Genomic DNA, 12231 nt, shown 5'->3' with positions numbered 1-12231 from the left:
AAGCGCACAGGGCGTGCATCTGTGAAAGTGTTATGGCAAGGATGGCTTAAGTTACAAGCCATCCTGGAAGGCTACGATTTAGCAAAATCTCTTGAGTCAGACTTGTGATCAAGAGACAGCTATTTAGCGGCATTTTTATTTTAAGTTAATCTAAACTTGGTAATATTTGCTCACCAAACCACTCTGTTAATAAGCGTTTTTCGTAATATAATGATTCTTCGCGGCCCATTTTAATTTTATCCATAAAGCCCATATCTTTGAGCTCCACATCAGTATCTTTACTAAGCACTGTACCGTCGTTATCGGTTAACGAATAATTAAGCTTAATGCGTGGAAAGTATATTGGTTTTACTACACGAATTTCCTCCATACCACCATAACGCACATCTCCCGCTAAATCTAAATCAGTAAACTCTACGTTTAACTTATAATCTTTTGGTAGTTGCTCAGCTAATTTAGACATATGTTTTTCAAAACTTGCCGCAATACTTTTGTGATACGAGCCCTTAGCTTGGTTAGACGCTCGCACATCACGATAATCATTAAAGTCATTCCATTTAACAACAGACTCACCAGCATGGGCAAGCGCAGGTAATGCGATACACATTGTTGTTGCTATTTTTTTAACTAAATTCATATCTTTCTCCAAAGAGGTAACCAATCACAAAAGTGTGGATTGGAGTAAACCTAGCATTAGCTATTACTAAAGCTATTTTAGCACTTGTTTATTAACTATAACTTAATCTTACGAATCAAGTGTTACTTGTTTTGCACAAAATGTAATCAAAAGTATTTAATGTGCTGATATCAAAAAAATACGATTAAAATCATATAAATTACAGATAAAACATGTAAATCACCTCTATTTATGGTGAAATTAACTTAATTGATAAAAGGTACTCACGGAGCTTTCATGACTATTTTAGTAACCGGTGGCGCAGGCTATATTGGCTCGCACACTGTTTTAGAACTTTTACAGCAAGGTAACGATGTTGTTGTTATTGATAATTTAAGTAACTCATCACAAGAATCACTTGCGCGCGTAAAAAATATAACAGGTAAAGAAGCCACTTTTTACCAAGGCGATATTCTCGATAAACCCTTTTTAGATTCTGTATTTGCAAAACACACGGTTGATAGTGTTATACATTTTGCGGGTTTAAAATCAGTAGGCGAGTCGGTTGCAAAGCCAGTTGAGTACTATCAAAACAACGTTCAAGGTACGCTTACACTTGTTGATGCGATGCGCGACGCAGGTGTATTTAAATTAGTATTTAGCTCGTCAGCCACGGTTTACGGCGACCCAGCAAGCTTACCAATCAAAGAAGACTTTCCTGTAGGCGGTACTACCAACCCTTACGGCACATCTAAGTTAATGGTTGAAATGATGCTACAAGATATCGCTAAATCCGATGAGCGCTTTGCGTTTGCTATTTTGCGTTACTTTAACCCAGTGGGTGCACATGAGTCGGGCTTAATTGGTGAAGATCCTAATGGTATTCCAAACAACCTTTTACCTTTTATCGCACAAGTTGCGGTAGGTAAATTAAAGCAACTCGCTGTATTTGGTGATGACTACGACACAGTTGATGGCACCGGTGTGCGCGACTATATACATGTTGTAGATTTAGCTATAGGCCATTTAAAAGCGCTTGATAAAATTGCCAGCAACACAGGTGCATTAGTTTATAACCTAGGTACTGGTAATGGTTACTCTGTACTACAAATGGTTAATGCGTTTATTAAAGCAAGCGATCAGGCTGTGCCATACCAGGTTTCACCTCGTCGTCCGGGTGATATTGCAGCGTGTTATGCAGCGCCAGAAAAAGCACTTAATGAACTTGGCTGGGAAGCAGTGCGCGGTATTGATGAAATGATGCAAGATACCTGGCGCTGGCAGTCAAATAACCCTAACGGTTATAAGGGTTAAGCAAAAACGGCAAGTGAGAAAACATAGTAATTATGTAGTTTTGCTTCTCTAAAGCGCAGCGTCCTCTTAGCCTCTTTGTGAATAAATCACTTAAAATCTTATTGCACAAAGAGAAGTAAAAGAGGAGTAAATGAGAAGACATAAAAACATAGTAATTATGTATTTTACTTCTCTAAAGCGCAGTGACCTCTTAGCCTCTTTGTGAATAAATCACTTAAAACCTTATTGCACAAAGAGAAGCAAAAGAGGAGTAAATGAGAAGACATAAAACATAGTAATTATGTATTTTTACTTCTCTAAAGCGCAGCGACCTCTTAGCCTCTTTGTGAATAAATCACTTAAAAACTTTATTGCACAAAGAAGAGCAAATGAGAAGACATAAAACAATAGTAATTATGTATTTTTACTTCTCTAAAGCGCAGCGCCCTCTTAGCCTCTTTGTGAATAAATCACTTAAAATCTTATTGCACAAAGAGAAGTAAAAGAAGAGCAAATGAGAAGACATAAAACATAGTAATTATCTATTTTTACTTCTCTAAAGCGCAGCGCCCTCTTAACCTCTTTGTGAATAAATCACTTAAAACCTTATTGCACAAAGAGAAGCAAAAGAGGAGTAAATGAGAAGACACCAAAGCATAGAAATTACGAGCTTTGCTCGTCACGCCAGCAAGCTGTGCGTCTTGTATCTCTCATTGATAAATGATTAGCTATCATTTATCACATCGAAGTCAGTGAGCTTGCCTGTGCGTCTAGTATTTAATACTGCTCCGTAGATAAGGCCCTGATTTTCTATTCTCAGAAACTGAATGGTATCCAAGCACACTTTTATTTAAGTAGATGCTGTATGTATAAGGGGAGTAAGTAGAGATGATGTTTATCGGCATTGATATTAGTAAAGAGAAGATTGATTTATCGTGGTTGAGAGACCAACTTACAAATAAAATTAAAACAAAAGTCTTTAAAAACAAGCGCCAAGACTTTGTAACAATAGAAAAATGGCTTTTAAATACAACTAAAAGCGCTGCTAGTGAGCTCGTTATCACCCTCGAACCAACGGGTGTTTATCATGAAGCGCTGATGTATTTTTTACACGAGCAAGGCTTTAATATTATTTTAGCGAATCCCAGTAAAGCTAAAAAGTATGCAGACGCTTTAAACATAATTCACAAAACAGACAAATCTGATGCAACGATGCTTGCTCATTATGGCTGTGCTAAGCACGCAGTCGTTAATTATTGACAACCTGAAGCATTAGCAATTAGAGAGCTTAAAGCCCTTATTCGTCGTTTAGATGCGCTTGAGAGTAACCGACAACGAGAAGCTAACCGATTAGAAGCAAGTGAATTTAGCAACGTTTCCGCGCGTGTTTGCCAATCGATAAAAGTGACTATCGCGTTTTTAGATGATGAAATTAAACAGCTTAAATCTGACATTGATAACCACATAGATAATGAACCTGATTTAAAAAGAAACAGGAAACTACTTGAGTCTATCCCTGGCATTGGGCTCGTATTATCGAGAGAGCTGACGTATTTGTTTGCGGCTAAAAAATTTAATAAAGCCAAAGAAGCGGCCGCTTATTGTGGATTAATCCCACGGCACAATGAATCGGGCAAATTAAAAGGACGAACATCAATCAGTAAACTTGGGCCAGCCAGAATTCGATGCAAACTTTATATGGCAGCCATTGTTGCAGGGCAATGGAATAAAACAATAAAACGACACAAGTTAACGTTAATAAATAATGGTAGAACACCGATGCAAGCTGTGTGTGCAAATATGCGAAAGCTAATTCATATATGTTTTGGTGTAATAAAAAACCAAGAAGCGTTTAAGCTCCAAGAAAGTTAATTAAGACCTTGAAGCTTAAAATGAGAGATGGTATCTACAAGTAATTTAACCACAGCGTTAAGTTTTGGCTGTAGGCGTAGAGCTTGCTCACGCGAAAAGCGCAGCTTTTAATTACTTATATTTAAATACTTATATCCAGTATTTAATAACGAGTATCTTCGTTATGTCTGTGCCCACTGTCTTAGTAAGTTATGGTACACACCTGTTAATTGAATAATCTCTGGGCTATCTTCTACTTTGCTGCGCAAACTTTGAATCGACATATCTAAATCAAATAACAAACCACGTTTTTCGTCGCTGTTTACCATGCTTTGCAGCCAAAAAAATGAGGCTAATCTGCGCCCACTCGTTACAGGCATTACACGATGTAAACTCGTTGAAGGGTATAACACCATACTGCCTGCGGGCAGCTTTACACTGTGTGAGCCATAAGTGTCTTCAATAACAAGTTCACCGCCCTCATAGTCTTCAGGGTCATTAATAAATAACGTCATTGATACATCTGTACGAATTTTTACTGGCGTACCCGGCACTTGTCTAATTGCATTATCTACATGCACACCAAACGATTGCCCGCCTTGATAGCAATTAAATAACGGAGGAAAAATTTTTGCAGGAAGCGCTGCCGACATAAACAAATTACTACGCGCAAGTGCTGCCATAATAATATCGCCAAGCTCTTGGCATTCAGGACTATTTTCAGGTAGCTGTAAGTTATTTTTTGCTTTGGTTGATTGATGGCCTGCGGTAATACTGCCATCGGCCCACTGTGCTTTAAGCAAAACCTCATGGCAATACGCCACTTCTTCTTTCGTTAATAGCTCTGGAATTTTAACTATCATGTGCGCCCTCTCACATTTTCATCAAATAATTAAGGGCAGGTAATAGGCCTGCCCTTATGCTTACTTTTATTTTTTAATTTGTTTTAAAATTAAAAAGAGTAGCTCGCTGTTAAACTAAACTTACGACCATCACCTGGTACAAAGTGTCCACCACCTAACTGATCAACGTAATCTTTATCACCTAGGTTTTCACCATTAAGCTGCAGGCTCAAATCTTTTGATATGTCATACGCAACCATCAGGTCAAAAATAGTATAACCTGGCGCACGAGAGCGTGTTGACGTAGTGCCGTTGTAACGCTCACCTACATACTGCGCACCTAAACCAAACGATAACTTATCCGACATATCGTACGTAGTCCAAACACTTGCGCTATTTTTAGGCGTACGCGCAAGCTCGTTACCAACTTGAGTTGCGTCGTCGCCTAATGCTTCTGTTACTTCGCTATCTTGGTAAGTGTATGAAGCAATTACAGTCCACTCTTTAGTAATTAGGCCCGTTGCTGAAAGCTCTAAACCTTGAACGCGCTGTTCACCACCAAGTATTTCGTCACTTGAGCTATCTGCAAATGGGTCATCAGTACGGGCATTGGTTTTTTCAGTACGGAAAAGTGCAGCATTAGTTTGCAGGCGGCCATCCATTAGGCTCCATTTAGTTCCTAATTCATAACTACGGCTTTCTTCTGCGTCTAAATCAGCTGCATTTGAACTCGTAGATACCGTTAGGCTTTCCGCCGATGGATTAAATGAATTACCTGCGCCTAAATACACACTGCCATTTTCTGTAGGTTTATAAACTACAGCTGCATTCCAGCTAAATAAATCGTCACTTGTAGAAATTAAAGCGCTTGGATCATTGTAATCGTTGTGATAATCCGTAGTGAAGCTATCAAAGCGAATTCCACCTGTAACTTCCCATTGCTTGTTAAGCGTCACTGTATCAAATGCATAAATAGCTTGGTTTTTAGCTTTAGCTTCAATGCTTGTACCGTCACGGCCGTACACACCCGTAAATGCAATTGTTGCATCAGGGTTGTATAAGTCATTGCGTATTCCATCTTCAATCAGGTTATCAGGCGTAGTTGCAACAAAGTTATGGCGTGTAAACGTTTCATTTGCAAGTTCAACACCCACTACTACGTCGTGAGTAAAGCCAGAAAATTCATAGTTACCAATTAAATCAACTTGAAGTGCAGCAAGTGAATTTTCAGTATCACGTGTTTTTTCATCTGCAAAGGTAATGTCAGTGTCTGTTGTAACCGAGAAATAACGCGGTGCAGTTGTTACTGATTCACGCTTAACTTTACCTAAACGACCTTGCACACGTAACGTAGTATTTTGAGAAAAATCATACTCATAACGAGCTGTTGTTGAGTAGGCTTCAATATCTTCGTAATCACGGTAAATATTACCGTAAAAGTTATCAAAGTCGACAGGAGAAGGTGAGCGTGCACTATCTGCAAGTTCAGCTACTGGCGTATCACTGTAAACCCAAGGAATACCATAATCTGGTAAATTGTCTTGGCGTTGATACTCTAGGTTTAAATCAAAACGGCTGTTTGTACCAAGCCCTGTTGCAAATGCAAGCGCAACAGCATTTGTTTCGTTTTCAACATGATCGCGACCTGCAACATCACCTTTATCAGTAAGAAGATTAATACGTAGTGCGCTTGTGTCGTTTACTTGAATGTTAGTATCAAAACGACCACGGTAATCGTTTTCTGTACCTAAACGTAGCGAAACGTCGTTAAAGTTGTCTAACTTCGCCTTTTTACTTTCTAAATTAACACTACCACCTGTTGCGCCACGACCAGAAACTGCAGAGCCTGGGCCTTTTGCAACTTCAACGGCTTCAATGTTGTAAATATCACGTGTGTAACCTGCAACATCGCGAATACCATCAACAAAAATATCATTTGTTGCACTAAAACCACGAATCGACATGCTATCGCCAGTAGGTGAGCCACCCTCACCTGCTGCTAAAGAAATACCTGAAACATTACGCAAAGCATCACGTAGGCTATCTACGTTTCTGTCTTTCATTACCGCTTGGTTGATTACTGTTACCGTTTTAGCTGTATCGAGTAGCGGTTGAGTGTATTTATGCGACGTTGATTTTTCTACAACATAACTAGACTCAGTTTTAGTTTCTGCTTTGGTTACCGATAGTTCTTGAACATCCTGTGCACTTGCCCAAGTTGAAAGCGTAGCTGTAACAACCGCTGCAATTGGCTTCACGTACGCATTTCCTTTATTCGATGGCTTACTCATGGTTACTCCGTAGTTTTTATTAAGCACTTAACTATTGTTAATTTAAGGTACATATTTAATTTCGGCGAAATCCTACCACTCAAACAACTCAATGTAAACGATAACTGTTATCAATTGCATTGTTATGTGAATTCCTATATTGTATACACACTCAAAAATTAACAGTAATTACGTCCTTGTAATTGCTTGTCGTAACTTTCAGGATTGTTGTTAAGTAATGCGAAGCTTAATTAAACCAATTAGCGTAGTTATCGCGCTTTGTAGCACTATGGCAGTAAAAGCCGACACTGTTAGTGAGCTAGAACAACTCGTTAATAAATGGCTACAAATAGAAAATCAAAACACAGAATTAAATACTCATTGGCTTGAACAAAAAAGCAGTATGGAGCAAACCTTAACGCTTCTTAATGCCGAGCAGCAGCAACTTAGCGAGCTTAATCAGCGTAGAAAAAAAAGCACCAGTGAGCTTGCCCAAAAACGCGAACAGCTTGTAACTCAGCAATCAGAACTTGAAAATGATCAACAGCAATTAAATGATCAACTAGCACATATTTCTGGGCAATTACTTTCATTACAAGTGCAACTCCCCCCGCCCCTTTTGAGTAGTTGGAAAAACGCCGGTGATTTAAGCGATTCAAAACTCAGTACAACTGACAAATTACAAACAGCACTAAAAATGCTGACTCTACTTAATGATTTTCAACAACGTATTTCTATTCACGAAATGGCTATTAAGCATCCTAACGGGCAAGAAGTATGGGTTAAGCAGCTTTATTTAGGTGCAGCTCAAGCATGGTTTGTAAGCGAAGACTTAAGTTATGTAGGTATTGGTTTTCCAAGTGACTTAGGTTGGCAGTGGGAATTTGATTCAAGCATTAATGCAGAACAAGTTGCACTGGGTATTGCTGTGCAGCAAAAAAAGCGCGCTGCTGATTGGGTAACACTCCCTATATTAAGTTATGTAAATAAAAACCAGCAAGGGGCTAAATAATGGCTACTAACAGCATAATTAAAGTATTTAGCGCCACAGTTTTACTTTTTAGTGCAAACATATCTTTTGCAGCTAGCAGTGATGATGCTAAGCAAAGTATTTTAAGTGATATTAAAACAGCGCAGCGTACTCTAAGTAAAACTCAAAATAGCATTTCAAAAGAGCAAGCGACCCTTGCAAAGCAAATTTTTACCAAGCAGCAATCGCTCAGTAAATTACGCGAACAAGCAGCCGTTAATCGCCGCCTAGCTGACGAAAACACATTAAGTCTTGATCAGTTACAAACCCGATTAGACACTTGGCAACAGCAGCAGCAATATCAATTAAACTTACTTAGCCGTTTTGTACGCCAAAACACCAGCAATAGTACTAGCAGTAACGAGTCGGCTAATAGCCAAAACGAGTTATTAAGCCGTGTTGTATCGCTAATTAATAATCAAGAGCAGGCACTTTATCCACAGTTAAAAAAACAATCGGTTGTGCTAAGTAATGGCGAATTAAGCCAAGCTAATACCCTTCAAGTCGGGCCTGTTGCATGGTTTAGTACGCAAACACCTAAACTTATGGGTTTATTAAATTTAGATGATGAATCTAATGCATTAAAAGTAGCGTTAGTACAATCAACAAGTGACGACAACCCACTCGATAATACTTTAAAGCAAAACGGTGTAGGCTCTACATTACTTACTTTTGATCCTAGTTTAACGCACTTAGTAACTAGCCAAGCCCAACAAGAAAGTCCGCTTGAACACCTAGAAAAAGGCGGTTTATGGGCTATCCCTATTATTTTATTTGCCTGCTTTGCACTTACCATTGCGCTATTAAAAGCCGCACAGCTACTGCGTTTAAGTAAAATTAAAATGCACTCTCAAATGCAATTACAGCAACTTTTTAAAGCTGAAAATAGCAGTGAATTTGCAGGTATGCAGCAGCAGCTATTTAACTTAACGCTGCAGAGCGAAAAAGGCCAAGTACGAGACGATCAATTATTTAATCAGTTAATTCATGATAAGCATAAACTCGATAACTTTATTGGCGCTATTGCCGTTACTGCAGCAGTAGCCCCACTGCTTGGGTTATTAGGCACTGTTAGCGGCATGATCGAAACATTTAAAATGATGACCTTGTTTGGCTCAGGCGACCCAGAAGTTGTATCGGGCGGTATTGCACAGGCACTTATAACAACCGAGTTAGGTTTAGTTGTTGCTATACCAGCACTCGTTTTAAATGCGCTGTTATCGCGTAAAGCAAAAGCGTACTACAGCCAACTAGAAGGCTTTGCATTACAGCTAAGCCAACTAGAAAAAGGAGAAAACAATGTTTGAAAAAATAGTTAGTAACCCTATTTGCTGGTGTATTCTTTTACTCGCTTTATTTGTATACCAGCTGATTTTTCATGACTTACTGCACCTTAAACAATACCAAGCGCAGCGCAAAGGTTATTGGCAAGAAGTTAGCTCTATTTTAACTGCAGCGCTTCCGCTACTTGGTTTATTAGGCACCATTGTTGGTTTGCTTGATACATTTAAAGTAATGGCGCTGGGCCATAACGAGTTAATGAGTGACGCCATTGGTGACGCATTACTAACAACTCAACTCGGCCTTGTGTGCGCTATTCCTGCGTGGTTAATGCAAGCTTACTTAGCGTATTCGCAGCGTAATCCTAAATTACATACGTTAAGTAAACAGTTAGGGTAACACTATGCAATCACGTTTAAAGCACAAGCTAGAGCAAGAAGCGGGGCAACATATTGATATGTCGCCGCTACTTGATGTGGTATTTATATTGCTAATATTTTTTATTGTTACAACCGTATTTGTACGCGAAAGCGGCGTTGAAGTTGATAAACCACAAGCCGTATCGGCTAGTCGTCTTGAGCAGCAAGTTATATTTTTAGCAATAACCGACAACCAGCAAGTATTTTTTGATGGCAGCCAAATTGGTGTGGCTGGTGTACGTAGTAGTGTCGAGCAAATGTTAAAGCAGCAACAACGCCCTGTGGTTATTCAAGCTGATAAAACAGTACCTACTGAGTTACTTGTTCAAGTAATTGACGAAGCAAAGCTCGCAGGCGCAGCGCAAGTTAACTTAGCTACGAAACAATAATATGCACACGATTAACCCGCTTCAAAAAACAAAAAACAATCGCCATCCGCTGTTTGCATTTGGCCTTAGCCTCATTGTGCTTAGTGCTGCATTGCTGCTTTTATGGCTTGGGCAACTTGCTGAACATCATATAAAAGACAAAGTGGTTGTACGTGAGATTGCCATGGTGGCACTGCCACCTCCGCCACCTCCATCAATATCACAACAGCAAACAAGTGAGCCAATGCAAAGCTTAGCGGTAGAAGGTGCCGGCGCGTCAATCCAAGCCGTAAAAATTAAGATAAACAGTGATTTAAGTATTGTAAAACCCGATACACCCAACGTAAAAGTAAGCGCGCCGCAATGGCAATCAATGAGTGTAAATTGGGATGCATTTAGCTTAAATCAACTCGATGGTCTCCCAACTTTACTTACTCCCGTCAAGGCCGTTTTACCAAAAAGCTTAACCCGCCGAGGTGTTGATGTATTTACTGTAAAACTCGATGTATTTATTGATGAAAGTGGCAAGGTAAGTTTAATTGAGATAGTACAAAACCCATACCCTGAACTTAAACCAGCTATCGACAAAATTATTAAACAAAGCCGCTTTAGTGCACCTAAAAAAGAAGGTGAAACCGTACGCGCTCGCTTTATTTGGCCAATCGAATTTAAACCTTAAGCCTATTAAAATGAAAAATATGAATATATTTAAAACGCTAAAACCATTAACTTTTGCACTGTTTACGACTGTAATGTGCTCACTCCCTTTATTAGGTGTAAGTAGCGTGCATGCAAGCGCTGCTAGTACGCCATTAAAAAGTGCGCCACTAAAAGTAACTTTATCGCCTAGCGATCCAACATGGCAGTTGGCTATAAATAATAAATTACTAGGCCCTACAGAGGTCCTTATTGAGCCGACCGAGCGCGGTTTTGCTCGCCAAGTACAACCACTATTACAAGCCGGTAATTACAGTGAAGTTGCGGCGCTATTTAAAGGCCGTGATATAAGCCAAGATAGCACTGCTTTAAACTTATTACGTGCACAAGTTCTGCTTTCAACAAAAGACTTTAATAACGCTGAACTAGCGTACCTAGCGTGTTTAAAAGCCTCACCTGATTTAGTAAAAGCACACCAAGGTTTGAGCCTTTTATACATGCAACAAGCAAAGTATGACAAAGCACAAATACACCTAGTTCACAGTATTGAACTTGGCCAAGCTGATGCACAAAGTTATGCGCAACTTGCTTATATACACGTGCAGCATAGCCAACCTTGGAGCGCAGTAGCGGCGTACCGCCAGGCGCTTATGCTAGCGCCAGAAACAAGCCAATATCAACAAGGGCTATTGTTTGCGTTAATTGAATCGGGTGATTTAAGTCAGGCAAATGCGTTACTAAAAGAATTACTTAATAAAAGCCCTGATAAAGCTGAACTTTGGCTGCAACGTGCACAAATAGCATTACAGCTTGATCAAAAAAAGCAAGCGCTTGCTGCTATTGAAGTAGCCTTAAAACTCAACCCTAAAGATACCAGTAACCAGCTTTTAGCAGCCCAGCTGCATTTAACTGAAGGCAGCACTGAACGCGCAGTGAGTTTATTAAAGCAAGGTTTAAAACACGCCACTAAACAGCAGCAAGTTGAGGTTATTAACACCACGATGCAAACTTTAGGCTGGCTTGTATCTCAACAAAAATGGGGTTTAGCTAAAGAGCTAATAGGCAGCGCAAAAAGATTAACTAAGCAGCTACCCCGTGATGAACAAGCGCAGTTTTCTGTATACAGCGCACAAATTGCTATGCAACAAGGTAATACTAAACGTGCTCTTAGAAGCTTAAATAATGCACTTAAAATAAACCCGAATTTAGGTGATGCCCTACTTAGTTTAGCAAGTATATATCGTAGTAAAGGCCAACTCACCCAAGCTAAACTTATGTACGTTCGTGCACAAGCTCTGCCTGATTACCAACTATCGGCGTGGCTTGGATTATCGCAAATAGCGATCGATTCTAAAGACTACCCGAGTGCGCTAAAGCATCTTAGAAAAGCATTACAAGCCAACCCACAACGCCAGGACTTAATTACTAATATTCGCGCCCTTGAGAATATAGTGCGCCAAGAAGGGTAAGTTTAACACCGTGGTTAAATTTACTTGTATAAGCACAGCTTGCTGGCTGTGACGAGCAAAGCTCGTAATTTCTATGCTTTGATGTTTTCTCATTTACTCCTCCTTTACTTCTCTTTGTGCAATAAGATCTTAAGT

General features: G+C 39.6%; 12 protein-coding genes. 9 read left to right on the top strand and 3 right to left on the bottom strand.

Annotated elements, in window-relative coordinates; genetic code table 11:
- Positions 1–145: 145 nt before the first annotated feature.
- The gene (locus H5161_RS16845) at positions 146–637 is read right to left on the bottom strand and encodes a DUF3016 domain-containing protein (protein WP_138488524.1); all 492 of its coding nucleotides are present in this window, start codon (positions 635–637) and stop codon (positions 146–148) included.
- Positions 638–913: 276 nt separating this feature from the next.
- On the opposite strand from H5161_RS16845, the gene galE reads away from it, so the two are divergent.
- The 3 genes from galE to H5161_RS20265 all read left to right on the top strand — a co-directional run bounded on the left by galE (position 914) and on the right by H5161_RS20265 (position 3781).
- Positions 914–1930 carry a UDP-glucose 4-epimerase GalE gene (gene galE / locus H5161_RS16840; RefSeq protein WP_182769728.1) on the top strand — a complete coding sequence of 339 codons (1017 nt, stop codon included), beginning with the start codon at positions 914–916 and terminating at the stop codon, positions 1928–1930.
- Between the two features lie 867 nt (positions 1931–2797).
- Positions 2798–3169 (top strand): transposase, encoded by a 372-nt coding sequence (locus tag H5161_RS20270; protein WP_310737019.1) that lies wholly within the window; start codon positions 2798–2800, stop codon positions 3167–3169.
- A gap of 144 nt (positions 3170–3313) precedes the next feature.
- Positions 3314–3781, top strand: coding sequence for a transposase (locus tag H5161_RS20265; protein WP_310737018.1), 468 nt, complete (start codon positions 3314–3316; stop codon positions 3779–3781).
- Positions 3782–3942: 161 nt separating this feature from the next.
- Here H5161_RS20265 and H5161_RS16830 read toward each other — a convergent pair whose 3' ends face one another.
- Both H5161_RS16830 and H5161_RS16825 read right to left on the bottom strand, forming a co-directional pair.
- Positions 3943–4623, bottom strand: coding sequence for a Fe2+-dependent dioxygenase (locus H5161_RS16830; protein ID WP_002960803.1), 681 nt, complete (start codon positions 4621–4623; stop codon positions 3943–3945).
- A gap of 89 nt (positions 4624–4712) precedes the next feature.
- Positions 4713–6893, bottom strand: a complete 2181-nt coding sequence (locus tag H5161_RS16825; protein WP_182769727.1) for a TonB-dependent siderophore receptor — start codon at positions 6891–6893, stop codon at positions 4713–4715.
- Positions 6894–7110: 217 nt separating this feature from the next.
- On the opposite strand from H5161_RS16825, the gene H5161_RS16820 reads away from it, so the two are divergent.
- Genes H5161_RS16820 through H5161_RS16795 form a run of 6 tightly spaced genes read left to right on the top strand, consistent with a single transcriptional unit; the run spans position 7111 to position 12096 of the window.
- Positions 7111–7884 (top strand): DUF3450 family protein, encoded by a 774-nt coding sequence (locus tag H5161_RS16820; RefSeq protein WP_182769726.1) that lies wholly within the window; start codon positions 7111–7113, stop codon positions 7882–7884.
- On the top strand, positions 7884–9209 hold the full coding sequence (locus H5161_RS16815) for a MotA/TolQ/ExbB proton channel family protein (protein ID WP_182736723.1): 1326 nt from the start codon (positions 7884–7886) through the stop codon (positions 9207–9209). The genes H5161_RS16820 and H5161_RS16815 overlap by 1 nt, the downstream gene beginning before the upstream one ends.
- Positions 9202–9582: a MotA/TolQ/ExbB proton channel family protein gene (locus H5161_RS16810; RefSeq protein WP_002960812.1), complete on the top strand. Its 381-nt coding sequence runs from the start codon at positions 9202–9204 to the stop codon at positions 9580–9582. The genes H5161_RS16815 and H5161_RS16810 overlap by 8 nt, the downstream gene beginning before the upstream one ends.
- A 4-nt stretch (positions 9583–9586) precedes the next feature.
- A complete protein-coding gene (locus H5161_RS16805; RefSeq protein ID WP_036981164.1) occupies positions 9587–9991 on the top strand; it encodes a biopolymer transporter ExbD in 405 nt (134 codons plus the stop codon).
- A 1-nt stretch (position 9992) separates the two neighbouring features.
- A complete protein-coding gene (locus H5161_RS16800) occupies positions 9993–10649 on the top strand; it encodes an energy transducer TonB (RefSeq protein ID WP_182769725.1) in 657 nt (218 codons plus the stop codon).
- Between the two features lie 19 nt (positions 10650–10668).
- Positions 10669–12096, top strand: coding sequence for a lipopolysaccharide assembly protein LapB (locus tag H5161_RS16795; RefSeq protein ID WP_182769724.1), 1428 nt, complete (start codon positions 10669–10671; stop codon positions 12094–12096).
- Positions 12097–12231: the final 135 nt, after the last annotated feature.

Origin of the sequence: Pseudoalteromonas sp. SG43-5, from assembly GCF_014164345.1 — a bacterium.
In the GTDB taxonomy this organism is placed as follows: Bacteria; Pseudomonadota; Gammaproteobacteria; order Enterobacterales; family Alteromonadaceae; genus Pseudoalteromonas; species Pseudoalteromonas distincta.
The sequence above is the reverse complement of the archived record's forward strand: the minus strand, read 5'-3'. Positions and strand labels throughout refer to the sequence as shown.

Excerpts from the sequence above, each read along its gene's own strand:
- H5161_RS16845 (WP_138488524.1), bottom strand. The coding sequence starts at position 637 with ATGAATTTAGTTAAAAAAATAGCAACAACAATGTGTATCGCATTACCT.
- H5161_RS16815 (WP_182736723.1), top strand. The coding sequence starts at position 7,884 with ATGGCTACTAACAGCATAATTAAAGTATTTAGCGCCACAGTTTTACTT.
- H5161_RS16810 (WP_002960812.1), top strand. The coding sequence starts at position 9,202 with ATGTTTGAAAAAATAGTTAGTAACCCTATTTGCTGGTGTATTCTTTTA.
- H5161_RS16800 (WP_182769725.1), top strand. The coding sequence starts at position 9,993 with ATGCACACGATTAACCCGCTTCAAAAAACAAAAAACAATCGCCATCCG.
- H5161_RS16830 (WP_002960803.1), bottom strand. The coding sequence starts at position 4,623 with ATGATAGTTAAAATTCCAGAGCTATTAACGAAAGAAGAAGTGGCGTAT.
- H5161_RS16820 (WP_182769726.1), top strand. The coding sequence starts at position 7,111 with ATGCGAAGCTTAATTAAACCAATTAGCGTAGTTATCGCGCTTTGTAGC.
- H5161_RS16805 (WP_036981164.1), top strand. The coding sequence starts at position 9,587 with ATGCAATCACGTTTAAAGCACAAGCTAGAGCAAGAAGCGGGGCAACAT.
- galE (WP_182769728.1), top strand. The coding sequence starts at position 914 with ATGACTATTTTAGTAACCGGTGGCGCAGGCTATATTGGCTCGCACACT.
- H5161_RS16795 (WP_182769724.1), top strand. The coding sequence starts at position 10,669 with ATGAATATATTTAAAACGCTAAAACCATTAACTTTTGCACTGTTTACG.
- H5161_RS16825 (WP_182769727.1), bottom strand. The coding sequence starts at position 6,893 with ATGAGTAAGCCATCGAATAAAGGAAATGCGTACGTGAAGCCAATTGCA.
- H5161_RS20270 (WP_310737019.1), top strand. The coding sequence starts at position 2,798 with ATGATGTTTATCGGCATTGATATTAGTAAAGAGAAGATTGATTTATCG.